We start from the raw sequence: 25528 nt of genomic DNA, 5'->3' as shown, positions 1-25528 counted from the left end.
TCAGCCGGGGCGGCTGACGCCGGCGCAGCGGTTCCATTGCTGCGCGGTCAGCCCGACCAGGTCGGCGGCATGTTCGAGCTCCGACCAGGTTTTCGCGTCGACCCGGATGCCGGCGGCGCGAGCCGCCCGGGCTGCCAGTTCCGGCTCGCCGGCAACCAACACGCCGGTGGCCGGATCGACCGCCGGCGCCGAGCGCACCCATTCGAGCAATTCGTCGATCGACGCATCGAGCGCGCCGTGCTCGGCAAAAAAGTCGGGATCGATCGCGATCGTCAACATGTTGTTGACGATGCGCCGGCTTGCCGGCGCGCCGCTCATCACCGGGCCGCCGATCAATGCGGCGCCGAGGATTTCGCACATCAGCGCGAGGCCGGAACCCTTGTGCCCGCCGAACGGCATCAGCGCGCCGTGCGGCTTGTCGAACAGCGCGGCCGGGTCGCGGGTCGGCTCGCCGTCGCGGTCGAGCAGCGTATCGGGCGCGAGCTGCTTGCCTTCGTTCAGCGCGACCCGCACCTTGCCGACCGCGATCTTGCTGGTCGCAAAATCGAGGATCAGCGGCGGCTTGCCCTGCCGCGGCACGCCGACGGCGACCGGATTCGTCACCAGCCGAGCCTGGCGGCCGCCGAACGGCGCGACCATCGGGATGCTGATGACATTGACGAAATGCAGCGAAATCAGACCCGCGGCACTGCATTGTTCAGCCCAGTGCCCGATCCGGCCGAGGTGGTGGCTGTTGCGCAGCCCGGTCAATGCGAGGCCGTGCTGTTTGGCCAGCGCAATGGCCTGCTGCATCGCCTCGAAGCCGGCGACCTGACCGAGCCCGTATTCGCCGTCGAGGACGCTGATCGCGCCGGCGTCGAGCACCGGCCGCGGGTGCGCATTGAGCCGCAGATCGCCGGCGAGCAGCACCTCCACATAACGGGGAATCATGCCGACGCCATGTGAATCGTGCCCGGTCAGGTTGGCGCCGACCAGCTGCGCAGCCACCAGTTCTGCCTCGCGGGCCTCGCTGCCGGCCTGGCTGAACAGCGTCTCGACCGCCAGGGTCAAGGCATCGGGCATCACCACCACGTCACGGTCGTCCATCGTCGCATCCTGAGAAGTTGAAAAAAGCTGGCCTCGGCGCCGAGCATACGGGCTTGCCGGCAGCCGGGCCGAATGCCGGTGCGATCGGGCGCCGACAAATCGTGCAGGAAATGCCCTACAGGCGGTTCCGCCGCCGCCCGACGACGCGTTCTGCCGGTCCCCGTGAAGATGGCCATGCCCGCCGACGATCCGTGCCGACTCAGCCGCCTGGATCATCGGCTCCTGCCACCTGACAAGGAAATACCGATGCCGAGACTGCCATCGCGCTCGTCGCTGGAGCTGCCGACCACGCCGTCGCGAAGCCTGAACTTCCGCCGTCTGCGCCGTCCGACGCCCCTGCCGAGCCTGCGGTCGCCGCTCGACGGACCCTCTCTTGGCGAGCGCCTGTTGGCGCTGCTCCACATGCAACGAACCTAGGCGGCGACATGTATCCCTCACGAGCGATGCCGATGCCGGCAATTTCACGCGCCCCGTTCGCGCCCGGTTTTGCCGCCGGTGCGGCGAGCAATGACGCCAGTGCGACGGCAAACCCGATCTGGGACCTGATCGAAGCCTTCAATGCCGCCGGCGGCATCGCGAGCGGCGAGAAAATCACGATCCTGCTGCGCCGCCGCTGCGATCAGCCGCTGTCGCAGCTGGCACGCTGGATCGTCTCGGGCGACATCATCAGCCTCGACTGGCGGGGCCAGACGTTGATCCCGCTGTTCCAGTTCGACCTCGAACAGATGACGATCAAACCCGAAGTCGTCGCACTGCTGGCAGCGTTGGCCGGCCGTCTCGACAACGACCAGGCGAGCCGCTGGCTGGTCGCGCCGAATATCTGGCTGAACGACCGCAAGCCGCTCGATTGCATTGCCGACGACCTGCCGGCAGTGCTGAAGGCCGCCGAGGCGGAGAGCTGCACGACGCCCTCCTGAACGTCCTCGTCACGGACTGACGGTAAACCGCGTGCCGCGGTAACGCAGCACCGCGTCTCGCCGGCGGATCTGCTCAAGAACCAGATCCGGCCCGATCTGGTCACCTTCTCGCCACAGTTCGCCGTTGACGACCAGCATGCGCCGGCTCGGGTCCGACGAATAGACATTGCCGCTGACGACGATTGCCGGCAGGCTGCGCTGCAGATCCGGCGGCAGATCCTTCCGGCTCGGCAACTCGGCAGCAGGAACCGGCCGCACGTCGCCTGGCGCAGCAGCGGCGCTCGGCGCTGTCGGCGAGGCCCGTTGCGTTGCGATCGCTTTCTCCGCAGGCGCAGCGGTGGCGGACCGCGGTTCGGCGATCACGGCTTTTCGCGGCAAGGCCAGCGGTTCCGACGCTGCGGTGCTCGCCGGCCCGGCAATGGCCACAGCCTCGTCAGGTGCGACGCGATCCGCCGCCGGCTGCCGTGCTGGAAGCGAATCGGCGGGGGTCTGGCGCTGCAGCGCCCAGAAGGCTGCCGCCAGCAATCCGAGCACCAGCAGCAGCGTCAGCGGCAGCAACCAGCGCCGTGCAGCGCCTGCCGGCGCGGTCACCGGCAATGCGCCAGCGGCGGCTGCTTCATGAAGACCAGGCAGCCGGCCGCGTGATCGTTGGGCTTCGGCGCGGCGCAGCGCATCGAGGATATAGGACATGGTTTCTTGTCAGCGCGCGCGGTTGAGGCTGGGTTCGTCGACGCCGGTGGCGCGGTTCAGCGCCATCAGTGTGCGCGGGCCCGGTATGCCGTCGGCAGACAGTCCGTGGGCCCGTTGAAATTGCAGCAGACGCTCGCGCAATGCGGCGTCGATCTGGCGGATGTCGGGCCGCTCGGCGCCGCCGTCGAGCTTTGCCAGGCGTTGCGACAACCAGCCGGCCAGCGGTTCGCTGCCATCGGCCGGCGCCGGCTGCAGCAATGGCTCGGGCACGCGCCAGAACGTCGCATACCGACCGTTCCATACGGTGGCCAGGTCGACCAGGGAAACTTGCCGCGTTGCGCCGTCGATCAGCAGCGTGGCCGAGCTGCCGTCGAGCCCGACCAGCAGCAGCCGACGGCCGCCAGCCGATTGGCCTGCCAGCTCGAGGATGCCCGGCCTGGCCAGCTGGCGCACCAGTGCAATGCCGCCGTCGCTCGAATAGCAGCCGAGCCGGTGCCGCGCGGCCGCCAGGCAAGCCTCGCCGGGACCAAGTTGCAGCCCCCATTGCTCCGCCAGCAGTTGCCACGCGGCCTGTTCGTCTACTGAGGCGCTGGCTGCCAGGCGGCGCAACTGATCCCGGCCGATGGCAGGCGGCGTGCCCGTAGCGGCACTCGCGGACGCCATCGCCGGCACGGTCGGTGGATGACCGCTTGTTGCAGCGGTTGCCGGCGCCGCCAGCTCGCTGGCGGACAGCGCCGCCGCGACCGACGCGATCGGCGGACTGCCAGCATGGTCGCTCCAGATCAGCATTGCCGCAACGCCGCCGAGCGCGCCGGCGGCCGCTGCCGCGCCGAGTCGACGCCAGCCGGATGCCAGACCACGCACTGGCCAGCGCCCCGACGACGATGGCGCATCGACCCCTTCGACCTCATCGGCCGCGCGGCGCAGGGTCGGCAGATCGACCGCCGCCAGCCCCTGGCCGAAGGCGCCGAGCAGCGCGCGGTCGCAGAGCCGGTTGATGCGCCGCGGGATGCCGCCACTGCGCCGATGGATGTGGCGCAGCAACGGCGGCCCGAGCGGGCTCGGTCCGCGCAGGCCGGCCAGTTCGAGCCGATGTTGCAGATAGCGCCCGGTTTCGGCTTCGTCGAGCGCGCCGAGGTGGTAACGCGCAATCACCCGCTGCGCCAGTTGCTGCAGGCCCGGCTGCGCCAGCATCGTGCGCAGTTCCGGCTGGCCGACCAGGATGATCTGCAGCAGCTTGCGCTCATTGGTCTCGAGATTGGTCAGCAACCTGAGCTGCTCCAGCACCTCGGCCGACAGCGACTGCGCCTCGTCGATCACCAGCACGCAGTTGCGCCCGGCGGCGTGCTGCTCGAGCAGAAACCGGTTCAGCGGATCGAGCCAGGTCTTCACGGTGGCCTGCCCGTCCGGCACGCTCGCGGCGATGCCGAATTCGTCGCACACCGAGGCCAGCAGCTCGACCACCGTCAGCTTCGGATTGAAGATGTAGGCGATTCGGCAATCGTCCGGTATCTGCTCGACAAAACAGCGGCAGACGGTGGTTTTGCCGGCGCCGATCTCGCCGGTCAGCAGCACGATGCCGCCGCCGGCACCGAGCCCGTAGGTCAGGTGCGCCAGCGCCTCGCGATGCCGCTCGCTGAGGTAGAGATAGCGGGGGTCGGGCGCGATCGAAAAGGGTTCGTGCTCGAGACCGAAATGCTGCACGTACATAAGCGAAGAATACCTGCCGGCGAGATGCTTTAATCCCGGCACGCGCCGTGCGTGTCTCCGCTGCACGCCTGCTCACTTCCACAATTTTCCAGAATTGCAGATGTTGACAATCAACAAGATCCTGCCCGCCGGCCGCGGGCTCGCGCCGGCGCTGGTCCGGCGAGCGCCGAGCCTGACACTCGACTGGGATGTCCGCCAGCGCAGCCGCTTCGAGGCCCGCGACAGCCTCGACCGCACGGTCGCGGTGTTTCTGCCGCGCGGCAGCGTGATCCGCGGCGGCGATGTGCTGGTCGCGACCGACGGCAGCCTGCTGCGGGTGATTGCCGCCGAACAGCCGGTGATGGCCGTGACTTATTGCCGGCAGCATGGTTCGCCGTTCGACCTGATGCGCGCCGCCTACCACCTCGGCAACCGGCATGTCGCACTCGAACTGCAGGCCGAACGCCTGCACCTTGAGCCCGACCATGTGCTCGCCGAGATGCTGCGCCGCATGCACCTGATCGTCGACGAGACGATGGCGCCGTTCGAGCCGGAGTCCGGCGCCTACGGTGGGCAGGCCGCGGCGGGTTCGCACCACCACGGCGGCCATGCCCATCACGATCACGACCATGATCACAGCCACGGCCACAACGGCTGAAACGGCCGGCAGCGCCGATGCGACGCTGCTGCGGCTGATCTGGCTGGCCTCGCCGGCGCTGCCGGTCGGCGGCTTCAGTTATTCGGAAGGTCTGGAATCGGCCGTCGAGCACGGCCTCGTCGGCAACGAGGCGCAGGCCGGCGACTGGCTGCTCGACCAGTTGCTGCTCGGCCAGGCGCGCGCCGACTGGGCCGTCGCCGCTGCCGCCCATGCGGCGTGGCAGGCGAGCGACACCGCCGAACTGCAGCGGCTCAATGAATGGGTCGTCGTGACGCGGGAATCGATGGAATGGCGTGCCCAGACCGAACAGACCGGCCGCTCGCTGCTCGAATGGCTGCGCAACAGCCCGCAGGCGGCCGACCCGCGCGTGGCGATGCTGGCGGATCTGGCCCCGGCGCCGACCTGGCCGCTGGCATTTGCACTGGCCACCGTGCTGGCCGGCGCCGCGCCGCGCGACGCGCTGCTGGCGATGGCCTTTGGCTGGGCCGAAAACATGGCGCAAAGCGCGATCAAGGCGGTGCCGCTCGGCCAGGCGGCGGCGCAGCGGCTGCTCGGCCGCCTCGTCGAGGCGATCCCAGGCGCGGTCGACCTCGCGCTGCAACTCGACGAGCCGATGCGCCAGGCCCATGCACCGATGCTGGCGATCCTGTCGGCCCGCCACGAAGTCCAGTATTCGCGGCTGTTCCGTTCCTGACGCGCACCTCGGCAGGCATCGATCGTGCTTGTGCAGTCGTGGACTACGATAATCCGACACCATGAGCAAGCTGCACTCGATTCCCGGCCGCGACAAGACGCTGCCTCCGCTGCGCGTGGGCATCGGCGGACCGGTCGGCTCCGGCAAGACGACGCTGGTCGAGATGTTGTGCAAGGCGATGCGTTCGCGCCACGACCTCGTCGTTGTCACCAACGACATCTATACGAAGGAAGACCAGCGCCTGCTGACGGTGGCCGGTGCGCTCGATGCCGAACGAATCGTCGGCGTCGAGACCGGCGGCTGCCCGCATACCGCCATCCGCGAGGATGCATCGATCAACCTCGAGGCGGTGGACAGGATGCTGGAGAAATTTCCGCAGGCCGACATCGTCTTCATCGAATCGGGCGGCGACAACCTCGCCGCGACCTTCAGCCCCGAACTGTCGGACCTGACGATCTATGTGATCGACGTCGCCGCCGGCGAGAAGATCCCGCGCAAGGGCGGCCCCGGCATCACCCGCAGCGACCTGTTCGTGATCAACAAGATCGACCTGGCGCCGCACGTCGGCGCCGATCTCGAGGTGATGCGCAACGACACGATCCGCATGCGCAGCGGGCCGAACGGCCTGCGGCCGTTCGTGATGTGCAACCTGAAAACGCTCGACGGGCTCGACGAGGTGATCACCTTCATCGAGACCCGCGGCATGTTGCGCGCCGGCTGAGCGGCGCCCTGCCGCTAGCGGATACCGCCGAGGCCCTGCAACGCCTTCACCGCGCCGGCGCCGATCGACGCGCCGAAGCGCTTGGCGAGCCGCTCGGCCACATTTTCGTGCGGCGTGTAGTCGATGATCTCCTCGGCCTTGACGACCTCGCGGGCAACAAAATCGAGGTTGCCGAGCCGATCAGCGAGGCCGTTCTGCACTGCCTGTTCGCCATTCCAGTACAGGCCCGAAAAAGTCTCCGTCGTTTCCTTCAGCCGTTCGCCGCGACCTTCGCGCACGACAGTGATGAACTGGGCGTGGATCTGATCGATCATCTGCTGCGCATAGGCGCGCTGGCGTTCGTTTTGCGGCAGGAAGGGATCGTTCATCGCCTTGTTCTCGCCGGCGATGATCAGCCGCCGCTCGACGCCGACCTTGTCCATCAGCTCGGGAAAGCCGAAGCCATCCATCAGCACGCCGATCGACCCGACGATGCTCGCCTTGTCGGTGAAGATCTCGTCGGCAGCGACCGCGATGTAGTAGGCACCGGAGGCGCACATCTCCTCGATCACCGCATAGACCTTCTTGTTGTGCAACTGCTTCAGGCGTTTGATCTCGTCGTTGATGATGCCGGCCTGGACCGGGCTGCCGCCGGGTGAATTGAAGCGCAGCACGATCGCCTGCGAACCGCGGTCCTCGAACGCACTTTTCAGCGCGCCGACCAGTTGCTCGGCGCTGGCTTCGCTGTCGGTGCTGATCTCGCCGCGCACCTCGATCAGCGCCGTGTGTTTGCCGCTCGGCGCCGGCACATTGTTCCGCGCCGCCAGCAGCGCCCAGAAGACGAAGACAAAAAACGCCAGCCAGGCCAGCCGGAAAAAGACCCGCCAGCGGCGCTCGCTGCGCCGGTCCTTCAGATAGTCGCGTGCGAACTGTTCGACGACATGGTCGACACCCGACCATGGCGGCGGCCCGGTTCGCTCGCTGGACGGGCGCGGGCCGGCAGATTGCGGCGGATCGAGGGACGGCGGTGCGGTGGGCGGGAAGTTGTCTGACGAACTCATGGGGGGCTTTCAGAGGCCGGCGGTGCCGGCCGGATGTCGCTGGAAGGATACCAATACACCATTCCGTCGCGTTCCTCGATACGCAGCGCGGTCAGCTTGCCGCGGCCGCACGGGCCGCCGACGCAGCGCCCGTCGCCGGGTTCATAGGTTGCACCGTGGATCGAGCAGATGATGTAGCGGCGCTCGCTGTCGAGAAACTCGCCCGGCAGCCAGTCCATCTCGGCCGGCACATGGACGCAGCGGTTCAGATAGCCGACGACGCTGCCGTCATGGCGCAGCACGAAGGCGCGCACCGTCGCTCCCCACTGCACGACATCGAACAGCCTGGCCGTGCCGCGCTCGGGCAATTCGTCGGCGCGGCAGATCGCCAACGGCGCGGCATCAGCCATGGCGCAGCAGCCAATCTTCGAGCTCGGCAACGCTGTGCGCGACGAACAGCGGCCGGTGCTCGGCAAAACCACTGTGCTCGTGCGCGCCATAGCCGACGCCGACACTGGCGGCGCCGGCATTGCTGGCGAGCAGCAGGTCGTGCGTGGTGTCGCCGATCATCAGCGTGCGCTCGGCATCGACGCCGAGTTCGTCCATCAGTTCGAGCAGCATCTGCGGATGCGGCTTCGACGCGGTCTGGTCGGCGGTTCGCGTCGCGTCGAAGCGGCCGTGCAATTCGACCGTCGCCAGCACCTCGTCGAGGCCGAGCCGCGATTTGCCGGTTGCGATGCCGAGCAGGTGGCCGCGTTGTCCGAGTTTGTCGAGCAAGCCGAGCACGCCGTCGAACAGCGCCAGTTCATGCTGCCGGGTCGAGTAGTGATGGCGGTAGCGGCTGCCGAGTTCGCCATAACGGTCGCGCGCGAGGCCGGGCGCGGCATGCTGCAGCGCCTCGACCAGGCCCATGCCGATCACATAGCTGGCGTCGCGGTCGCTCGGCGCCGGCAGGCCCATGTCGACGCAGGCCGACTGGATGCAGCGGGTGATCAGCGCGGTCGAATCGAACAGCGTGCCGTCCCAGTCGAAGACGATCAGATCGAAGCGGCGCTCGCTCACTGCGCAACCCCCGCCGGCGCCGCAGCCAGCGCCGCCAGCAAGGCTTCGCATTCCGGCGGCAGTGGCGCTGCCAGTTCGAGCGGCTCGCCGCTGGCCGGGTGGCGCAGCTGCAGCTTCGCCGCATGCAGAAACATCCGGTCGAAACGGCAGCCCTTCACCGCGGTGCCGCGCGCCAGCGCCTTGTTCAGCGCAAAGTCGCCATATTTGTCATCGCCGGCGATGACATGGCCGGCGCCGGCCAGATGGACGCGAATCTGGTGCGTGCGTCCGGTTTTCAGCGACACCTCGAGCAGGCTGAATCCGGGCAGTTGGCGGGCCACGCGAACCAGCGTGATCGAACGGCGTCCGTCGGCATGATCGGCGGCAACCGCCCTGACCCGCCGCTCGCCGGCGGCGTCCAGATATTTGTGCAGCGCCTGGTCGATCACCTTGTGGCGCGCCGGCCAGGTGCCGGCGACCAGCGCCGCGTAGACCTTGGCCATCGGCTGCTCGCTGCTGCGCTGGCGGAACTGTTCCTGCAGCGCAAGCAGCGCCGAGCGCTTTTTTGCGATCAGCAACAGGCCCGAGGTTTCCTTGTCGAGCCGATGCACCAGTTCGAGAAAGCGCGCGCCCGGGCGAGCCTGGCGCAGCTGCTCGATGACACCGGAACTGACCCCGCTGCCGCCATGGACCGCGACGCCGGCCGGCTTGTCGATTGCCAGCAGAAACTCATCCTCGAAGACGATCGGAAACTCGCGCGCCGGTGCGTCGCCGGCAGCACCGTCGGCCGCCGGCGCCGAGACGCGGACCGGCGGAACCCGGACATCGTCGCCGATCGCCAGCCGGGTATCGGCGGCCGCGCGCCCCTTGTTGACCCGCACCTCGCCGCTGCGGATCACGCGGTAGACGTGGGTTTTCGGCACGCCCTTCAGTTGCCGCAGCAGAAAATTGTCGAGCCGCTGGCCCTCCGAGGAATCGTCGACGAGCAGGTGGCGGACCGCCGGTGCAGACGCCGCTGCGACGGCCGCAACCGGCGGATTGCGGGCACCGCTCGCGGCCGCGTCAGCGCCGCGTCGCGGGGTCGCCCGAACCGACGGCTGTTTCATCTGCTCTTTCGCCCGTATAATCGGCTGCGCCACGTTGCTGTTGTAAGTGTTTGATTTTTCAGAGTTTACCGTCGCACTTGCAAAATCTTCTTGGCCGTCGGGCAAGGCCCGACAACCCGGTGATGCAACACACCGGCGCGTTTGACCGGCAGTTTCCCCAAGTGAACTGCGATCGTCCGCCCGGTGTGGCAGAGAAAACCAAGAACGAACCCCCTATAAAGGTCTTCCAGGCGGAAGACGGTTTGCGTGACGATCCTGCCTGAATCCAGGCACCGACCCGCTCCGCGCTTTCGCCTGCGTCAAGTGAACCCAAGCGGATGTTGTTGACGCCATACCCTCCCCGGCAGCCCTCGAGGCGCGCTTCGCACCGGCCGATTTCGGTCAGCGTGACGAGGCCGCGCGGCGACGCTGCACGACGGTCTGGCCTCGACCCCTCTGAACCCGACTGCCAGTGGCCACTCCGGCCCGTCGGCAACCGGGCCTCCGCCCAACCCACAACCACGCACGCGCCAACGCTGCCCGAACGGCCGGTCAACTGACCACGCCGTTCGCCGCGGTCCAGGGCGATTCCTTCCGGTTCCTCCACGTTTCTCGTGCATCGAAGCGTCGCCGCCGGCCTGTCCGGTGGCGCTGTAGAGAACTGTCGGGCGCAAGCCGCCTGGCGAGAAGGAGTGGTACATGAAACGCATGCTGATCAATGCGACGCAGCCGGAGGAGCGGCGTCTTGCGATCGTCGACGGCCAGAAACTGCTCGATTTCGAGACCGAAATCGAGGGCCGCGAACAACGCAAGGGCAATATCTACAAGGCCGTGGTGACCCGGGTCGAGCCGTCACTTGAGGCCTGTTTCGTCGATTACGGCGAAGATAGGCACGGATTCCTGCCGTTCAAGGAGATTTCGCGCAATTACTTCCGCGATGGCGTCGATGTGCGCACCGCCCGGATCCAGGATGCAATCCGCGAAGGCGATGCACTGCTGGTGCAGGTCGAGAAGGAAGAACGCGGCAACAAGGGCGCGGCGCTGACGACGATGATCAGCCTGGCCGGCCGCTACCTGGTGCTGATGCCGAACAACCCGCGTGGCGGTGGTGTATCGCGCCGCATCGAGGGCGAGGACCGCGAAGAGCTGAAGGAAAACCTCGACCAGCTCGAATATCCGAAAGGCATGAGCCTGATTGCCCGCACCGCCGGCATCGGCCGCAGCGCACCCGAGCTGCAGTGGGACCTAAACTACATGCTGAAGTTGTGGGACGCGATCGACGGCGCGGCCAAGGCCGGCAAGGGCGCGTTCCTGATCTACCAGGAGTCGTCGCTGGTGATCCGCGCCATTCGCGACTACTTCACCGCAGATATCGGCGAGATCCTGATCGATACCGACGACATCTACGAACAGGCGCACCAGTTCATGAGCCATGTGATGCCCGAGACGGCACACAAGGTGAAGCGTTACCGTGACGATGCACCGCTGTTCAGCCGCTTCCAGATCGAGCACCAGATCGAGACCGCCTTCAGCCGCACCGTCAACCTGCCTTCCGGCGGCGCGATCGTCATCGACCACACCGAGGCCCTGGTCTCGGTCGACGTCAACTCGGCACGCAGCACCCGCGGCAGCGACATCGAGGAAACCGCGACCCGCACCAACCTCGAGGCGGCCGACGAAATCGCGCGCCAGATGCGGCTGCGCGACCTGGGTGGCCTGATCGTCGTCGACTTCATCGACATGGAGGAGTCGAAAAACCGCCGCGAAGTCGAGACCCGGCTGCGGGATTCGCTGCGCCAGGACCGGGCCCGCGTCCAGTTCAGCACGATCAGCAAATTCGGCCTGCTCGAACTGAGCCGGCAGCGGCTTCGCCCGGCCTTGTCCGAAGGCAACCACATCACCTGCCCGCGCTGCAACGGTACCGGCCACATCCGCGATACCGAATCGAGCGCGCTGCAGATCCTGCGCATGGTCCAGGAAGAGTCGATGAAGGACAACACCGCTGCGGTGCACGTCCAGGTGCCGGTCGAGGTGACCAGTTTCCTGCTCAACGAGAAGCGCACCGAGATCACGAAGATCGAGATGAAGCAGCGCGTGACCGTGCTGCTGGTGCCGAACAAGGCGCTCGAGACACCGAACTACCGCCTCGAGCGGCTGCGCCACGACGACCCGCGGCTGGAAAATCTGCAAGCCAGCTACACGATGATCGATGCCGAGGAGGAAGTCGGCTTCACCCGCCGCAATGACGGCAGCGAGCGCGCGAAGCCGAAGCAGGAGCCGGTGATCAAGGGCATCCTGCCGGAAACGCCGGCACCGATGCCGGCCGCGAAGCCGGAACCGGCAGCGCCGATCGTCGCTGCGCCGCCCGCACCCGTCGCTGCACCGGCGCCGGCCGGAGGCGGCTTCTTCGGCTGGATCAAGCGTGTCTTCGGTGCGCCGGAGGAAACTGAACAGCAACCAGCTGCAGCGGTTGCACCGGCACCGGTTGCCGTGCCGACCCCCGACACCGGCACAAAGCGCGGCGAGCGTGGTGGCCGTGGCGGTCGCGGTGGCCGTGGCGAGCGTGACGGTCGTCGCGAAGACAGAGGGGATCGTCCGCCGCGCGCCGAGCGTGGCGCCGATGGCGCTGGCGAAGGCCGCGAGCCGCGGCAGGGCCGCGATGGCCGCGGCCGCCGTGGTAGCCGTGGCGACCAGGCACAAGCCGGAGATACCGCCGAACGCGCGGTGCAGAGCGAGGCCCGTGAAGCGCGCGAGCCACGCGAGCCGCGGGAAAACCGCCGCGGCGGCCGTGGCCGTTCCGACCAGGCATCGGACCGGGACAATGCCCGCGACCGTATGGCCGACGAGCAGGTGACCGAAGAGGTATTTGCCGATACCCAGCCGGCTACCAGCGAGACGACCGCCGCTGACAGCAAGCCGACATCCGATGGCGACAGCGCACGTGAACCGCGCGACGGCCGCCGCCGCCGTCGGGGTGGCCGTGGCCGCGATCGCGGCGACGACGTCAACGCCCAGGGCAATGACGCTGCGTCGTCCGGCAATGGCTCGGCTGCAGATGACACTCAGGCTCAGCTTGCACTGGCCGACAGCGAAACCGGCAGCGAAGCTGCGGCAGCGCCGAGCGACGACGGGCAACGCGGTGAACGCGATGGCCGGCGCCGCGGACGCGGTGGCCGCAATCGCCGCGATCGCAGTGGCGACGATACCGCCGCCAGCGACTCCAGCGACAACGCCACGCAAACGGCGAGCGAGCAGAACGACGCCGAGCAGGCGCCGGTCGCAGCGGAATCTCAGCAGCCCGCCGAAACAGCGCGCCGCGACGTGGCTGACAGCCCGGCAAGCGAGGCACCGGCGGAGGCACCGGCACCGGTTGTGCCTGTCGCTGTCGCCGCCGCCGGCGTAGCCGCCATTGCGGCGGCACCGCAGGTCGCCGCCCAGCAGCCAGAGGCCGAAGAGGCGACACCACCTGCCGCCACCCCGGCAGTAGTCGCCGAAGCTGCGGCACCGACCGCCCAGGCGAAGGGCTTTGTGCTGCCGACCGATGAACTGCAGGCGCTGGCCGAGTCGGCCGGGCTGGCATGGGTCAATTCGGACGCCGAGAAGATCCGCGCGGCCCAGCAGGCGATTGCCGCCGAGCCGAAGCCGGTGCACAAGCCGCGGCCGCCGAAGCCAGTGGTCGAGATCGACGAAGGTCCGCTGGTGCTGGTCGAGACCCGCAAGGATTTGTCGCAGATCAAGCTGCCGTTCGAGGCAGGCGCCGCGACGCAGCAGGCGTCGCACTGAACCGGCAGCCGTCCGCAGCGGCGGACGGCTGCTCGGGGGATTGAACAGGGCCTGCTTGCGCAGGCCCTGTTGCTTTGTGAACCCCCGCTTGCTGCAAGGCCTTGGACAATGCGCCGAACAGGCGCTGCGGCGAGCTGTTACGGCAACCGCTCCAGCGCATGCTGGTAGGCCGCCTGGTGCATCAGTTCGTCCCAGGCCAGCGGCGCGGTCTGCGGCAGCAGGTCGAGGCGGCGCATCTCGCTGTCCGGATCGGCTCGCCAGCGGCCCTTGCCTGCTGCGTCGGCAAGGCCATCGAGCAACTGATCGACCGCAGCCCCACCATCGACCGACTGGTTGCACAGCAGCACCATGTCGCAGCCGGCATTCAACGCCTCGATCGCCGCCTCGGTATAGGTCAGCATCGCACCGTCGAGCTGGCGGGCCGCCTCCATGCTGAGGTCATCGCTGAAGATCGCGCCGTTGAAATTGAGCTGCTGGCGCAATACATCCTTCAACCAGCGCGACGAGAAGCCTGCCGGCCGGCGATCGACCTTCGAATAGACGACGTGTGCCGGCATCACGCTCGACAGGCTGGTCGACAACCATCGGTACGGGCTTGCATCGTCGGCCAGCAGCTGCTTCAGGCTGCGCGTATCAACCGGTATCGCGACATGGCTGTCAGCCCTGACCTTGCCGTGGCCGGGAAAATGTTTGCCGCAATTGGCCATGCCGGCGCGCAGCAGGCCGAACATCAGGCTTTTCGCGAGCATCGCGACAACGCGCGGATCGCGGTGAAAGGCGCGGTCGCCGATGATGCTGCTGCGCCCGAAATCGAGGTCGAGCACCGGCGTAAAACTCAGATCGACGCCACAGGCGCGCAATTCGGCGCCGAGCACATGGCCAACCGCGGTGGCCGCATCGGTGGCGTCGAGTGCATCGTCCATCCAGCGTTCGCCGAGCACGCGCATCGGCGGCAGGTGGGTGAAGCCGTCGCTGCGGAAGCGCTGCACCCGGCCGCCTTCGTGGTCGACGCAGATCAGGATGTCGGGCCTGACAGACTTGATCTGCGCACACAGCTCGGTCAACTGCCGCCGGTCCTGCCAGTTGCGCGCAAACAGGATCAGGCCGCCGGTCAGCGGGTGGCGCAGGCGGCGCTTGTCATCGGCAGTCAGCGCCGTGCCTTCGATGTCGAGCACCACCGGTGCATGGACTGCACCGGTATCGGCAATGCGGTTGGCCATCTTTCAGCTCTCCTTGTTCTTGGTTTCGACGACCACGAAGCTGGTCGCGTAATCGGTTTCGTCGCTGACGGTCACATGTCCGACAAGGCGGTGCGCCTCAAACCATTCGGCCAAAGCGCCGTGCAGCCGCAGCACCGGCTGGCCGCTCGGCAGGTTCAGGATCTCGCAGGCGCGCCAGCTCATCGGCATGTGCATGCCCAGGCCGATTGCCTTCGAAAAGGCCTCCTTGGCCGAAAAGCGCGTCGCCAGATAACTGATGCCACGCGCTTCGACCTTGCGCAGCCGGGCCTCGAAGACCAGCAGTTCCTGCGGCCCGAGCACGCGTTGCGCAAAACGCTCGCCGCGCCGCAGCCAGGTCGCACGGATGCGCCGCACGTCACAGACATCGGTGCCGATGCCGAAGATCATCGGCGAGGTGTCCCAGCGGCTGCCACAAAACACTGGAGGTACTCGCGCACCGTCTGTGCGATGCCGAACTCCAGCGCATCGGCGATCAGCGCGTGGCCGATCGACACCTCCTGCACCGCCGGAATCGCGCGCAGAAAATCGGCCAGGTTGTCGCGGTTCAGATCGTGCCCGGCATTCAGGCCAAGGCCGGCGCTGGTCGCGGCCTGCGCGGCGTCGACATACCGCGCCAGGCAATTTGCCTGTTCTGCGGTGCCGTGACTGCGCGCATAGGCTTCGGTATACAACTCGACCCGGTCGGCGCCAAGGCCGGCCACCGCGGCCATTGCCACCGGCTCGGGGTCCATGAACAGGCTGACCCGCGCACCGAGCGCCCTCGCCTCTTCGATCAGCGGCGCCAGCCGCGCTGCATCCTGCGGCATCTGCCAGCCGTGGTCGGAGGTCGACTGCTCGACGCTGTCGGGCACGAAGGTCACCTGCTGCGGGCAGCGGCCATCGGCGGCCAGATTGCGCAGCAGGTCCATCAGGTTGTGGAAGGGATTGCCTTCGATGTTGAACTCGGCCTGCGGCCGACCGGCGAGCAGCCGCGACAATTCATCGACATCGCCCGGCCGGATGTGGCGCTGGTCGGGCCGGGGATGGACCGTGATGCCGTGCGCACCGGCATCGAGTGCCAGTACCGCGGCGCGGCAGACACTCGGTATCGTCAGCGTGCGGCTGTTGCGCAGCAATGCGACCTTGTTCAGGTTGACCGACAGCGCGGTGCCGTCGTGCCGCCGATCGGTGCCGATCGCGCCGCTCGTCATCAATGGATTCATCGTGGGCCTTCAGCGCTCGTACGACTGCAGTTCGATCATCAGTTGTCGGGTGCGCAAGCTCGCGCTTCCGAGGTGGTATTGGAGCATGCCACGCAATGCGCTGCGCCAGCCCGGCAGTGAGCGCGCGCAAGCCTGGCGCAGCGCGTCGAGGCTGCCGTGCTGCAGAGCGGCCTGCACGTCGATCAGTGCCAGCCCGCTCAGTTCGCCGTCCGCGTCCGCAGCCATCACGCCGTGTTCGGCCGACAGCCGATAGTGCCCGGCCGCAGCAACCGGAGTCTGGGTCGACGTGACGATGCTCAGCTCGGGCAGCAGGCCGGTCTCCTGCAGCAGCTTCAGCTCGAAAGCGCGCAGCGCGGCCTGGCCACGCGCATCGTCGCGCAGCGCGGCCCGCGGCGTCTCGGCCGCGGCGTCACGCAGCAGGTTGCGCGATTCGCCGGCACCGGCCAACGCCGGCAGCGTCGCCGCATAGGCATCGAACAGTCCGGGATGCGGATCGTTGCGAGCCAGCAGCTTGATCAGCAGTTCGTTCAGGTAGAAACCGCTGAACAGGGCGGCGCCGCTCGGCGCGGCATCGCCGCCTGCCCATTCGGCCGCGCGCAGCGTCTGTACCTCGGATGCGTTCTGCTCGTTGTCGCGCTGCGCGCGGCCGAGTGAGATCTGGATCCGGTTGAACGGCAGCAGGATCGAACGCAGCTGCGAATAAGGCCGCTTCGCACCTTTTGCGACGACGACGATGCGACCCTGTTCACGGGTCAGCAGGTCGACGATCAGGCTCGATTCGCTCCAGTCGTACTGATGGAGCACGAATGCCGCAAGCGTCGACGGCTGGCGCTTCATTCGTAGCCGTAGCTGCGCAGATGTTCCTCGTCGTCAGCCCAGCCGGTACGCACCTTCACCCACAGTTCGAGGAAGACCTTGCCACCCATCAGCGTCTCGAGCTCCTGGCGCGCCTCGCTGCCGATGCGCTTGAGCATGGCGCCCTTTTCGCCGATCACCATGCCCTTGTGGGCATCGCGCTCGACGACGATGCTCGCGGCGATCCGTTTCAGCCGGCCTTCCTCCTCGAACTTGTCGATCACGACGGTCGAGGTATAGGGCAACTCGTCACCCATCAGCCGGAACAGCTTCTCGCGGATCAGTTCGCTGGCCAGGAAACGCTCGCTGCGGTCGGTCAGCGCCTCTTCGTCGTAGAACCATGGCTGCTGCGGCAGATAGGGCTCGATGATGCCGAGCAGCCGCTGCGCATCGGTCTTGCGGCGCGCGCTCAATGGCACATATTCGGCAAACGGATGGCGCTCCTGCATGCTTTTCAGCCAAGGCGCGATCTCGGCCCGGCGGTGCACCGCATCGAGCTTGTTGGCGATCAGCACCACCGGTGGCGTCGCATCGGCTCCGCCGGCGGCGAGCAATGACAACACCTTCGCGTCGTCGAGCCCGAAGCGGCCGGCCTCGACGACGAACAGCACCACGTCGACGTCGCTCAACACACCTTGCACGGTGCGGTTCAGCGTGCGGTTCAACGGCGCTGTGTGGCGCGTCTGGAAGCCCGGCGTATCGATGAAGACGAACTGCGTCGCGCCGACCGTGCGCACGCCGTGGATGCGGTGGCGCGTCGTCTGCGCCTTGTTCGACGTGATGCTGACCTTCTGGCCGACCAGCGCATTGAGCAGCGTCGATTTGCCGACATTGGGGCGGCCGACGATCGCGATCCAGCCGCACCGCCTTTCCGCAGTGCCCGCGTCGGCGACGGATTCGGGCGAAGACGGGTTGTTCACGACCGCCGACGTCGCTGTGGCTACGTCAGGCTTTGGTTTGTTCATGGAGGCGGGCCGGCTCAGCTGCGAAGCGGGCCGTCCGGCCGATCGGTATCGTTGAGCGCATCGAGCATGCGCCGGGCTGCTTCCTGTTCGGCCATGCGGCGCGAGCGGCCTTCACCGGCGCGGACCATGTTCAAGGCGCCGACGACGCATTCGACCTCGAAGGTCTGGGCATGGGCCTGGCCGCGGGTGCCGGCGATCCGATAGGCCGGCACCGGCAGGCGCCGCGCCTGCAACCATTCCTGCAGTTCGGTCTTCGCGTCCTTGGCCCACGACGACACGTCGGTGGTCTGGATCACTTCGCCGAACAGCCGTTCGACCAGCGCCTTTGCCGCATCGAAGCCGCCGTCGAGGAAGGTCGCGCCGATCACCGCTTCGAGCGCATCGGCAAGAATCGACGCCCGCTGTGCGCCACCGCCGCGCGCCTCGCCCTCGCCAAGCCGCAAGGCCTCGGGCAGGTCGAGCGCCAGCGCGACGCGGTGCAGGCTGTCCTCGCGCACCAGATGGGCTCTGACGCGGGTCAGGTCACCTTCGTCCGACCCGGCGAAACGCTCGAACAGCAAGTCCGAGATCGCCAGGCTGAGCACCGCATCGCCGAGGAATTCGAGCCGTTCGTTGTGATCGGCACCATGGCTGCGATGGGTCAGCGCCCGCCCGAGCAACTCGGTATCGACGAAACGGTAGCCGATTCGCCCCTGCAATGATTCCAGTATGTCTAGTTCGTTCACGCGTCTGTGGTGGCGAGCAACTCGCCTATTGGGCCTGGCCCCTGTACTTCATCAGAAGGTAGACAGGCGGGATCAGTTCAATCTCGACGTTATAGGCAAAAGCGATGACGAGGTCATCCCCGCTTTTCGTGACCGCAAGGTCTTTCGCGCCGATCGAGACGATCGAATATTCGACCGCCTTCGTCGCCTCGAAGGCGCGCCGCACATCCTCGACGTTTGCCGGCTTGCTTGCCGCAATCTTGTTGACTGCGCGCTTGATCGTCAGGTATTCATTGACGGTCGGGAAGACCTTCAGTCCGACCAGCACGACGGCACCGATCAGGACCAGCAGGAACAACAGCCCGAACAGACCCATGCCCCGCTGTGTGCGGGCGACTGCGACAGCTTGTCTCATCAATGTCTACTCCCCATCCCTGTTCTTGCGGGCACGGCGCCGGACCGCAGTCCGACACCCCGCGCGGACCGGCCTGTTGCCGTCAATGGAACCCACCGATGCGCTTCAGGTCGCCGAAATTCATCCAGACAAAAAATGCCTTGCCGACGATATTGGCATCCGGCACAAAGCCCCAGAAGCGCGAATCCTGCGAATTATCGCGATTGTCGCCCAACATGAAATAGTGGCCGTCGGGCACCTTGCACGTCACGCCGTCGGCGCTGTAGGTGCAATTGTCGCGGTAGGGAAAGTCGATCTTGTCGGCCACGCCGTAGAACGGCTGGTATTTCGGATTGACGATGATTCGATGGGCGACACCGTCGAGTTTTTCACGGTATTCGGGGAAATAACGCATCACGGTTTCATCGTAGAACCCGGGCTCGGGCATCCGCTCGACGGGCACCTGCTTGCCGTTGATCGACAGCATCTGGTTGTGGAAACCGACGACGTCGCCGGGCACGCCGACCACCCGCTTGATGAAATCGATGCTCGGATCGGCCGGAAAACGGAACACCATCACATCGCCGCGCTGCGGATCATTGTTGTCGATGATCTTCTTGTTGATCACCGGCAGCCGGACGCCGTAATGAAACTTGTTGACGAGGATCAGATCGCCGACCAGCAGCGTCGGGATCATCGATCCGGATGGAATCTTGAATGGCTCGAACAGGAACGAGCGCAGCAGAAAAACGGCAACGATGACCGGAAACAGGCCGGCCGTCCAATCGAGCCACCAGGGCTGGGCCAGCGCAGCGCGGCGGGCCTCCGCAACGTCGCTGTCGACGCGGGTGATGCCCCGCTTCGCCAGCTCGTCGGCGCGTAACGCGGCCTGGCTCTCGAGCGCAGCAGCGGCGGCGCGGCGGCGCGGCACGAAGACGAATTTCTCCGCCAGCCAGTAGGCCATCGTCGTCACCGACAGGATGAACAGCAGCAGCGAGAAATTGCCGCTCCACTTGCCCAGATACCACCCGCCCAGATACAGCGCCAGCGCGCCGTACAGCAACCCGGTCAACAAGCTCATCAGTCGTCCACTTGGAGAATGGCCAGAAACGCTTCCTGCGGCACCTCGACGGAGCCGATCTGCTTCATGCGTTTCTTGCCTGCTTTTTGTTTTTCGAGCAGCTTGCGTTTGCGACTGATGTCACCGCCGTAACACTTGGCAAGCACGTTCTTGCGCAGGGCCTTGATTGTCTCACGCGCGATGATGTTGGAACCGATCGCGGCCTGGATCGCCACGTCGTACATCTGCCGCGAGATCAGCTCGCGCATCTTCGAGACGACGGCGCGGCTGCGGAACTGCGACTGCGCGCGGTGCACGATGATCGACAAGGCGTCGACGGTGTCGCCATTGAGCAGGATGTCGACCTTGACGACGTCTGAAGCCCGGTATTCCTTGAACTCGTAGTCCATCGATGCATAGCCGCGCGAGACGCTTTTCAGCTTGTCGAAGAAATCGAGCACGATCTCGGCCAGCGGCATCTCGTAGGTCAGCTGCACCTGGCGGCCGTGATAGGCCATGTTGATCTGGTTGCCGCGCTTCAGGTTGGCCAGCGTCATCACCGGGCCGACATAATCCTGCGGCATGTAGAGCTGAACCGTGACGATCGGCTCGCGGATCTCGGCGATCCGACCAAGATCCGGCATCTTCGACGGGTTCTCGACCTGGATCACGGTCTTGTCGTTCAGTTCGACCTCATAGATCACGCTCGGCGCGGTCGTGATCAGGTCCTGGTCGAACTCGCGCTCGAGCCGCTCCTGCACGATCTCCATGTGCAGCAGGCCGAGGAAACCGCAGCGAAAGCCGAAGCCGAGTGCCTGGCTGACCTCCGGCTCGTAGCGCAACGAGGAGTCGTTGAGCTTGAGCTTTTCGAGCGCGTCGCGCAGCTGGTCGTATTCGCTTGCTTCGGTCGGGTACAGGCCGGCAAACACCTGCGGCTGGATCTCCTTGAATCCGGGCAGCGCCTGCGCGGCCGGGCCGAGGTTGTTCGGCAGCTTTTTCTCGACGGTGATCGTGTCGCCGACCTTGGCCACCTGCAATTCCTTGATGCCGGCGATCACGAAGCCGACCTCACCGGCGCGCAGCACTTCGCGCGGGATCGACTTCGGCGTGAACACGCCAAGCTGCTCGGCCGCATAGGCGGCATTGCTGGCCATCATCTTGAAGCGCTCGCCGCGCTTCAGTTCGCCGTCGACAACACGCACCAGCATCACGACACCGACATAGTTGTCGAACCATGAATCGATGATCATCGCGCGCAGCGGCGCATCGACCTTGCCCTTCGGCGGCGGCACGCGCTGGATCACCGTTTCCAGGATGTCCTCGATGCCGAGCCCGGTCTTCGCGCTGCAGACGATTGCGTCGGACGCATCGATGCCGATCACATCCTCGATCTCGGCCTTTGCATTCTCCGGATCGGCCTGCGGAAGGTCGATCTTGTTCAGCACCGGAATCACCTCGACGCCGAGGTCAAGCGCGGTATAGCAGTTCGCGACCGTCTGCGCCTCGACGCCCTGGCTCGCGTCAACGACCAGCAACGCGCCTTCGCAGGCCGACAACGAGCGGCTGACCTCGTACGAAAAGTCGACGTGGCCCGGGGTGTCGATCAGATTGAGCTGGTAGACCTGGCCATCGCGGGCCTTGTATTCGAGCGCAGCGGTCTGCGCCTTGATCGTGATGCCGCGTTCGCGCTCGATGTCCATCGAATCGAGCACCTGCGCCTCCATCTCGCGGTCACTGAGGCCACCGCAATGCTGGATCAGTCGATCGGCCAGCGTCGATTTGCCATGGTCGATGTGGGCAATGATGGAGAAATTTCGGATGTGATTCATGAACGCTGCTTTGGACGCAGGCGATTTGCGCATCTGGCCTTGCCGCCGGGCGGAGACCCGCCTCGCTCGGCCCACCACCTGCGCGTGCCGGTGGTGCGGGCGCGCGCAAAAGAGATGATGCGGAAGCTAAAAAAAAGGCACGTCGAAGTGCTGACGCGCCTTCCAACAAAATGTTTGGCAACTGCTTGTTGGGCCTTCATTGTAGCGAAAAGACCCCCTCAGGATGCCGCTCGAATGGCCGAAATATTGCCGTTGCAGCGCGCCAACAGCAAAGATATCAACAGCTTATCCACAAACGGTGGGCGCATCTCACGCTGCGGAATACTGCGAACCCCGGCGCATCTTATTCCAGTGGAAGAAGCCGGATTACAACCTTTTCCGCATCGAATCCGATCAGAACGCTCAGCCGAATCTGGCCCGTCAGAGCGGCTGCGCAAGTCGCCGGCTGCCTGGACCCATTCGCCGGGACGGCCAGCTTCCATCTGGCGGAAAGACCCGCGGCACGAGTCGGAAAGCGGCCGCAGTGCAGCCGCCTCCCGCTCCCCCACTCATCGAGGCAGTGGACGGATCACCACATAGTTGACCCACTCACCGCGTCGCACCAGCGCGGTGACCGGCTTCGACTTGTCGAGTTTGGCCACGATGGTCTCGAACTGGCGGGCACTGGTGACCTCGATGTTGTCGAGCGCCATGATCACATCGCCTTCGCGCAGCCCGGCACGTGCCGCCGCCCCTTCGACGGTTTCGATGCGCACACCGGACTTGACCTTCAATTCACGCTTCTGCGCTTCGGTCAGGTCCGACACCGCAACCCCGATCGCGCTCATCGGTGCCGGGTTCTTGCTCGGCTCGGCGGCAGCCGAACGGGTCTTGGTCTCCGGCGGATCGAATTCGACCACAGTGACCGGCAGATCCTTGAACGATCCACGACGGAAGACCTGCAGCGTCAGCTTCTGGCCCGGCTTGGTGTTGCCGATGATGCGCGGCAGATCACCCGACTTCTCGACGATGCGGCCCTCGACGCGGGTGATGATGTCACCGGCCTCTACACCGCCCTTGTCGGCAGGGCCGCCGGGCTCGACACTTTGCACCAGCGCGCCGCCGGCCTTGCCGAGGCCTATCGATTCAGCAACCTCCTTCGTGACCGGCGAAATCTGCACGCCGATCCGGCCGCGGATGACCCGGCCGGTGGTTCGAAGCTGGTCCGACACCCGGATCGCCTCGTCGATCGGGATCGCAAACGAGATGCCCATGAATCCGCCCGAACGGCTGTAGATCTGCGAATTGATGCCGACGACCTCGCCCCGCAGGTTGATCAGGGGTCCGCCGGAGTTGCCGGGATTGATCGCGACATCGGTCTGGATGAACGGCAGGAACTCGCCGGTGTCGCGGGCCTTGGCGCTGACGATGCCGGCCGTCACGGTGTTGTCGAGGCCGAACGGCGAGCCGATTGCCATCACCCATTCACCGACCTTCAGCCGGCTGACGTCGCCGATGCGCACGAACGGCAGCCCGGTGGCCTCGATCTTCACCAGCGCCACGTCGGTGCGCTTGTCGCTGCCGATCACGCGCGCCTTGAACTCGCGCTTGTCGGTCAGCGTGACCAGCACATCGTCTGCACCCTCGACGACATGGGCATTCGTCATCACGAAGCCGTCGGCGGTCAGGATGAAGCCGGAGCCGACGCCGCGCTGCTGCGGTTCGCCTTCCGGCATCGGCGGCCCGCCGCGCCGCGGCGGCTGCCCCGGCGTGCCGGGCATGCCCGGGATCGGAATGCCGAAGCGGCGGAAAAACTCGAGCATGTCCTCGTCGAGTTCGAAGCCGCCGCCACCCCCGCGCGGCGATCGCACACGTTCGGTGGTGCGGATATTGACGACCGCAGGGCCAACCCGCTCGACCAGTTCGGTGAAGTCGGGCAGCCCCTGGGCGGCGGCCTGGTTCGGGCTCAGCGCACCGACGGCCACGACGATGCCCGACAGCAGCGCCAGCAGAAAAACACGCAGGGGCTGGCGTGACGAGCCTCCTGTCATCCAAGGAAACGACAAACTGTTCATGGTATTCCTCATCTTCTGGATCTTTCGACAGCAATCCGGTCCGCCCGTCGGGGGCCGGTGATGGCAGACGCCAGTCGACGCAGGGCCATCAGCGCTTGCGCTCCACTGCCTTCGCAAAGGCACGCAAAGCAGCCGGCGGCGCGTCGCCAACCACGGTGAACCACCAATCACCTTGCCGGACCATCAAGGTGTGGGTCGCACCGATGCTTGTCAAGACCGGCCGCGAATGCCTGGCCTCGTCGAACGCCTCGATGAACACCGATACAAAGGTCAGACCATCGGTATAAATGGTCTGCAGGACCTGTGGCGACATCGTCTGCGCATCGACCTCGCCGGCGCTGAACAGCGGCCGCTTGATGCAGCTGACCCGGCGAAAACCGGGCACCATCTCCCGCTGGACCCAGCCCTCGGCCTCGAGTTCCGCAGTCGTCAGCGTCGGCCGCACGACCCGATAGCCATCGAGCTTCTTCATGCCCGCGAGCACCGCCTCGGGCTGCGGCCGCACGCCAACGGCGACATCGGAAAAGGCCGACGATTCGAGCACCTGGCTGTTTGCTCCGAGCACATCCTCGCGCAGCAGCAGGCCGGACTCCTTGTCGACCCAGAGCCGTTTGCTGAAGCGCAGCGCGTCGCGCGGGGTCAGCTGCAATACGTCGGCGAGCCGACCGGCCACCCGGTCCTCGCCGAGAACACGCAGCTCATAGAACTCGACGACCCGTGGATCACCCGCTTCCAGCAGGGCCGGGAACGAGCCGAGTTTTTCGCGCTGCTCGATCAAGGCCACCCGGTGCTGGGGCCAGTTGGTCTGGATCACGTCGTCGTGGCGAAACACCAGCCGGGCCTGGCCGTTCAACGACTCGATCAGCTCGTACTGGCTGTTTCCGACCTGATAGTGCGTCATTCGCGCACTCGACAGCGAGCCACCGGCGCTGACGACGAAGGTTCCCTGGAAATTGCGCTTCGACGGCGCCTGCTGGATGCGCTGCAGCCATTGCTGCGCCTGCGCCGTCGACAATGCCGCCGGCCGGGCGGCGCCTTTGGTTTCGGCCGCAGCGGCATCGGCCGCAACGGCGCTGCCCAGCGCCAGGGCAAACGACCAGGCGCAGACGGAAGCGCGGGCGATCAGCAGGCGATGACGCATCCTCGCCCGGCCTCAGCGTCCGGCAGCGTCGTTCGGAGCCGGGCGCAAATAGGCCGCATGCCCGCCCAGCATCGGATTGCTCGACCACTGATGATGGGCGGCGAAATAACGGTCGAGCCGGGCGTCGCGGATCAGCTGCCCGCTAGCGACCTCGATCTGATTCATCGGATCGGTGGCGGTGTCGCCTGCACCGGCCAGTGCCGTCGGCGGCGCAATCGCCGGCCGCGGAGCTTCGGCGATCGCTGCGTCCGGTCCGCTGTTCGTCGAGAACGGCAGGCCGGTGATCGTCAGCGTACCGGCGACGACCACCAGAAATCCGGCAGCCATCGCCGCATACGAGGCAAAACGGCGTCCGCCGCCGCTGCTGCGCTGGCGGTTCGGCGCCGCAACCGGCATCGGCGCCGCGGTCGGCGCAAGGATCGTCGGTTCGGCGGCGAGCCGGCTGCGCACGGCGGCCAGGAAGTCGGCGTCGCCGGGCGCGGCCGCTGCCAGATCGTCCGAGCGCAACACGTCGCCGATCAAGTGGTAGTCGTGCCAGGCACGACGGGCCTGCGGGTCGGCATGCCACTCGTCGATTGCCGCCTTCACCTCGGCAGCACCGAGCTCGCCATCGGCCAGCGCCGACATCTGCTCGTTCGCTCGAGCCGCGCCATCTGAACTGTTCATCATCTCCATCTCCAACTCAACGCGAATCGCAGCG

The 25528-nt window shown here is 66.5% G+C and carries 24 protein-coding genes and 1 pseudogene; 6 read left to right on the top strand and 19 right to left on the bottom strand.

Annotation, left to right across the window (positions count from 1 at the left end):
• On the bottom strand, window positions 1-1086 hold the full coding sequence (locus ACNH6H_RS21355) for a malate/lactate/ureidoglycolate dehydrogenase (RefSeq protein ID WP_418320301.1): 1086 nt from the start codon (window positions 1084-1086) through the stop codon (window positions 1-3).
• A 449-nt stretch (window positions 1087-1535) separates the two neighbouring features.
• Here ACNH6H_RS21355 and ACNH6H_RS21350 point away from each other — a divergent pair, with 449 nt between their 5' ends.
• The gene (locus ACNH6H_RS21350; protein WP_418320300.1) at window positions 1536-2003 is read left to right on the top strand and encodes a hypothetical protein; all 468 of its coding nucleotides are present in this window, start codon (window positions 1536-1538) and stop codon (window positions 2001-2003) included.
• 9 nt (window positions 2004-2012) lie between these two features.
• Here the strand turns inward: ACNH6H_RS21350 and ACNH6H_RS21345 are convergent, their stop codons facing one another.
• Both ACNH6H_RS21345 and ACNH6H_RS21340 read right to left on the bottom strand, forming a co-directional pair.
• On the bottom strand, window positions 2013-2693 hold the full coding sequence (locus ACNH6H_RS21345) for a general secretion pathway protein GspB (RefSeq protein WP_418320299.1): 681 nt from the start codon (window positions 2691-2693) through the stop codon (window positions 2013-2015).
• A 9-nt stretch (window positions 2694-2702) separates the two neighbouring features.
• A complete protein-coding gene (locus tag ACNH6H_RS21340; protein WP_418320298.1) occupies window positions 2703-4403 on the bottom strand; it encodes an ExeA family protein in 1701 nt (566 codons plus the stop codon).
• Between the two features lie 100 nt (window positions 4404-4503).
• On the opposite strand from ACNH6H_RS21340, the pseudogene ureE reads away from it, so the two are divergent.
• The 3 genes and pseudogenes from ureE to ureG form a co-directional block, all read left to right on the top strand.
• Window positions 4504-5031: pseudogene (ureE, locus tag ACNH6H_RS21335) on the top strand (urease accessory protein UreE); the annotation flags it as partial.
• A complete protein-coding gene (locus ACNH6H_RS21330; RefSeq protein ID WP_418320297.1) occupies window positions 5012-5734 on the top strand; it encodes an urease accessory protein UreF in 723 nt (240 codons plus the stop codon). The pseudogene ureE and the gene ACNH6H_RS21330, both read left to right, overlap by 20 nt.
• Window positions 5735-5795: 61 nt before the next feature.
• The gene (gene ureG, locus ACNH6H_RS21325; protein WP_418320296.1) at window positions 5796-6455 is read left to right on the top strand and encodes an urease accessory protein UreG; all 660 of its coding nucleotides are present in this window, start codon (window positions 5796-5798) and stop codon (window positions 6453-6455) included.
• A 14-nt stretch (window positions 6456-6469) separates the two neighbouring features.
• Here ureG and ACNH6H_RS21320 read toward each other — a convergent pair whose 3' ends face one another.
• From ACNH6H_RS21320 to ACNH6H_RS21305, 4 genes are read right to left on the bottom strand one after another with little or no spacing between them, the layout of a single operon-like run.
• Window positions 6470-7495 (bottom strand): S49 family peptidase, encoded by a 1026-nt coding sequence (locus tag ACNH6H_RS21320; RefSeq protein ID WP_418320295.1) that lies wholly within the window; start codon window positions 7493-7495, stop codon window positions 6470-6472.
• Entirely contained in the window at window positions 7492-7884 is a 393-nt protein-coding gene (locus ACNH6H_RS21315; RefSeq protein ID WP_418320294.1) for a Rieske (2Fe-2S) protein, read from the bottom strand. Before ACNH6H_RS21315 ends, ACNH6H_RS21320 begins: the two co-directional genes overlap by 4 nt.
• Complete coding sequence (locus tag ACNH6H_RS21310) at window positions 7877-8587, bottom strand: HAD-IA family hydrolase (RefSeq protein WP_418320293.1); 711 nt, start codon at window positions 8585-8587, stop codon at window positions 7877-7879. Before ACNH6H_RS21310 ends, ACNH6H_RS21315 begins: the two co-directional genes overlap by 8 nt.
• On the bottom strand, window positions 8533-9621 hold the full coding sequence (locus tag ACNH6H_RS21305; protein WP_418320292.1) for an RluA family pseudouridine synthase: 1089 nt from the start codon (window positions 9619-9621) through the stop codon (window positions 8533-8535). Before ACNH6H_RS21305 ends, ACNH6H_RS21310 begins: the two co-directional genes overlap by 55 nt.
• Before the next feature lie 122 nt (window positions 9622-9743).
• Between ACNH6H_RS21305 and ACNH6H_RS21300 the strand changes: the two genes are divergently transcribed.
• Both ACNH6H_RS21300 and ACNH6H_RS21295 read left to right on the top strand, forming a co-directional pair.
• Window positions 9744-9884 carry a hypothetical protein gene (locus ACNH6H_RS21300; RefSeq protein ID WP_418320291.1) on the top strand — a complete coding sequence of 47 codons (141 nt, stop codon included), beginning with the start codon at window positions 9744-9746 and terminating at the stop codon, window positions 9882-9884.
• 415 nt (window positions 9885-10299) lie between these two features.
• Entirely contained in the window at window positions 10300-13383 is a 3084-nt protein-coding gene (locus ACNH6H_RS21295) for an Rne/Rng family ribonuclease (RefSeq protein ID WP_418320290.1), read from the top strand.
• Window positions 13384-13520: 137 nt separating this feature from the next.
• Here the strand turns inward: ACNH6H_RS21295 and nagZ are convergent, their stop codons facing one another.
• From nagZ to ACNH6H_RS21235, 12 genes are all read right to left on the bottom strand, one after another.
• Window positions 13521-14603 carry a beta-N-acetylhexosaminidase gene (nagZ, locus tag ACNH6H_RS21290; RefSeq protein WP_418320289.1) on the bottom strand — a complete coding sequence of 361 codons (1083 nt, stop codon included), beginning with the start codon at window positions 14601-14603 and terminating at the stop codon, window positions 13521-13523.
• Between the two features lie 3 nt (window positions 14604-14606).
• Window positions 14607-15011, bottom strand: coding sequence for a holo-ACP synthase (gene acpS, locus ACNH6H_RS21285; protein ID WP_418320288.1), 405 nt, complete (start codon window positions 15009-15011; stop codon window positions 14607-14609).
• A complete protein-coding gene (locus tag ACNH6H_RS21280) occupies window positions 15008-15826 on the bottom strand; it encodes a pyridoxine 5'-phosphate synthase (RefSeq protein ID WP_418320287.1) in 819 nt (272 codons plus the stop codon). The genes acpS and ACNH6H_RS21280 overlap by 4 nt, the downstream gene beginning before the upstream one ends.
• A 9-nt stretch (window positions 15827-15835) precedes the next feature.
• Entirely contained in the window at window positions 15836-16663 is an 828-nt protein-coding gene (gene recO / locus ACNH6H_RS21275; RefSeq protein WP_418320286.1) for a DNA repair protein RecO, read from the bottom strand.
• On the bottom strand, window positions 16660-17646 hold the full coding sequence (gene era / locus ACNH6H_RS21270) for a GTPase Era (RefSeq protein WP_418320285.1): 987 nt from the start codon (window positions 17644-17646) through the stop codon (window positions 16660-16662). Before era ends, recO begins: the two co-directional genes overlap by 4 nt.
• 14 nt (window positions 17647-17660) lie before the next feature.
• Window positions 17661-18371, bottom strand: a complete 711-nt coding sequence (gene rnc, locus ACNH6H_RS21265) for a ribonuclease III (protein ID WP_418320284.1) — start codon at window positions 18369-18371, stop codon at window positions 17661-17663.
• Between the two features lie 25 nt (window positions 18372-18396).
• Entirely contained in the window at window positions 18397-18765 is a 369-nt protein-coding gene (locus ACNH6H_RS21260; protein WP_418320283.1) for a DUF4845 domain-containing protein, read from the bottom strand.
• Between the two features lie 82 nt (window positions 18766-18847).
• Window positions 18848-19825, bottom strand: coding sequence for a signal peptidase I (gene lepB / locus ACNH6H_RS21255; protein WP_418320282.1), 978 nt, complete (start codon window positions 19823-19825; stop codon window positions 18848-18850).
• The gene (gene lepA / locus ACNH6H_RS21250) at window positions 19825-21633 is read right to left on the bottom strand and encodes a translation elongation factor 4 (protein WP_418320281.1); all 1809 of its coding nucleotides are present in this window, start codon (window positions 21631-21633) and stop codon (window positions 19825-19827) included. The genes lepB and lepA overlap by 1 nt, the downstream gene beginning before the upstream one ends.
• A gap of 548 nt (window positions 21634-22181) precedes the next feature.
• Entirely contained in the window at window positions 22182-23687 is a 1506-nt protein-coding gene (locus ACNH6H_RS21245) for a Do family serine endopeptidase (protein ID WP_418320280.1), read from the bottom strand.
• Between the two features lie 88 nt (window positions 23688-23775).
• The gene (locus ACNH6H_RS21240) at window positions 23776-24828 is read right to left on the bottom strand and encodes a MucB/RseB C-terminal domain-containing protein (RefSeq protein WP_418320279.1); all 1053 of its coding nucleotides are present in this window, start codon (window positions 24826-24828) and stop codon (window positions 23776-23778) included.
• A 12-nt stretch (window positions 24829-24840) separates the two neighbouring features.
• The gene (locus tag ACNH6H_RS21235; RefSeq protein ID WP_418320278.1) at window positions 24841-25494 is read right to left on the bottom strand and encodes a sigma-E factor negative regulatory protein; all 654 of its coding nucleotides are present in this window, start codon (window positions 25492-25494) and stop codon (window positions 24841-24843) included.
• Window positions 25495-25528 lie beyond the last annotated feature (34 nt).

It is taken from the genome of Pseudideonella sakaiensis, from assembly GCF_048320135.1.
Classification (GTDB): domain Bacteria; phylum Pseudomonadota; class Gammaproteobacteria; order Burkholderiales; family Burkholderiaceae_C; genus Ideonella_A; species Ideonella_A sakaiensis_A.
Note: the sequence above shows the minus strand (reverse complement) of the source record. Positions and strands in the feature narration are given on the sequence as shown.

Bases quoted from the DNA above. Each gene is read 5' to 3' on its own strand.
- ACNH6H_RS21355 (WP_418320301.1), bottom strand. From the start codon at position 1,086: ATGGACGACCGTGACGTGGTGGTGATGCCCGATGCCTTGACCCTGGCG.
- ACNH6H_RS21350 (WP_418320300.1), top strand. From the start codon at position 1,536: ATGCCGGCAATTTCACGCGCCCCGTTCGCGCCCGGTTTTGCCGCCGGT.
- ACNH6H_RS21345 (WP_418320299.1), bottom strand. From the start codon at position 2,693: ATGTCCTATATCCTCGATGCGCTGCGCCGCGCCGAAGCCCAACGATCA.
- ACNH6H_RS21340 (WP_418320298.1), bottom strand. From the start codon at position 4,403: ATGTACGTGCAGCATTTCGGTCTCGAGCACGAACCCTTTTCGATCGCG.
- ACNH6H_RS21330 (WP_418320297.1), top strand. From the start codon at position 5,012: ATGATCACAGCCACGGCCACAACGGCTGAAACGGCCGGCAGCGCCGAT.
- ureG (WP_418320296.1), top strand. From the start codon at position 5,796: ATGAGCAAGCTGCACTCGATTCCCGGCCGCGACAAGACGCTGCCTCCG.
- ACNH6H_RS21320 (WP_418320295.1), bottom strand. From the start codon at position 7,495: ATGAGTTCGTCAGACAACTTCCCGCCCACCGCACCGCCGTCCCTCGAT.
- ACNH6H_RS21315 (WP_418320294.1), bottom strand. From the start codon at position 7,884: ATGGCTGATGCCGCGCCGTTGGCGATCTGCCGCGCCGACGAATTGCCC.
- ACNH6H_RS21310 (WP_418320293.1), bottom strand. From the start codon at position 8,587: ATGCGAAGCCTTGCTGGCGGCGCTGGCTGCGGCGCCGGCGGGGGTTGC.
- ACNH6H_RS21305 (WP_418320292.1), bottom strand. From the start codon at position 9,621: ATGAAACAGCCGTCGGTTCGGGCGACCCCGCGACGCGGCGCTGACGCG.
- ACNH6H_RS21300 (WP_418320291.1), top strand. From the start codon at position 9,744: ATGCAACACACCGGCGCGTTTGACCGGCAGTTTCCCCAAGTGAACTGC.
- ACNH6H_RS21295 (WP_418320290.1), top strand. From the start codon at position 10,300: ATGAAACGCATGCTGATCAATGCGACGCAGCCGGAGGAGCGGCGTCTT.
- nagZ (WP_418320289.1), bottom strand. From the start codon at position 14,603: ATGGCCAACCGCATTGCCGATACCGGTGCAGTCCATGCACCGGTGGTG.
- acpS (WP_418320288.1), bottom strand. From the start codon at position 15,011: ATGATCTTCGGCATCGGCACCGATGTCTGTGACGTGCGGCGCATCCGT.
- ACNH6H_RS21280 (WP_418320287.1), bottom strand. From the start codon at position 15,826: ATGAATCCATTGATGACGAGCGGCGCGATCGGCACCGATCGGCGGCAC.
- recO (WP_418320286.1), bottom strand. From the start codon at position 16,663: ATGAAGCGCCAGCCGTCGACGCTTGCGGCATTCGTGCTCCATCAGTAC.
- era (WP_418320285.1), bottom strand. From the start codon at position 17,646: ATGAACAAACCAAAGCCTGACGTAGCCACAGCGACGTCGGCGGTCGTG.
- ACNH6H_RS21260 (WP_418320283.1), bottom strand. From the start codon at position 18,765: ATGAGACAAGCTGTCGCAGTCGCCCGCACACAGCGGGGCATGGGTCTG.
- lepB (WP_418320282.1), bottom strand. From the start codon at position 19,825: ATGAGCTTGTTGACCGGGTTGCTGTACGGCGCGCTGGCGCTGTATCTG.
- lepA (WP_418320281.1), bottom strand. From the start codon at position 21,633: ATGAATCACATCCGAAATTTCTCCATCATTGCCCACATCGACCATGGC.
- ACNH6H_RS21245 (WP_418320280.1), bottom strand. From the start codon at position 23,687: ATGAACAGTTTGTCGTTTCCTTGGATGACAGGAGGCTCGTCACGCCAG.
- ACNH6H_RS21240 (WP_418320279.1), bottom strand. From the start codon at position 24,828: ATGCGTCATCGCCTGCTGATCGCCCGCGCTTCCGTCTGCGCCTGGTCG.
- ACNH6H_RS21235 (WP_418320278.1), bottom strand. From the start codon at position 25,494: ATGAACAGTTCAGATGGCGCGGCTCGAGCGAACGAGCAGATGTCGGCG.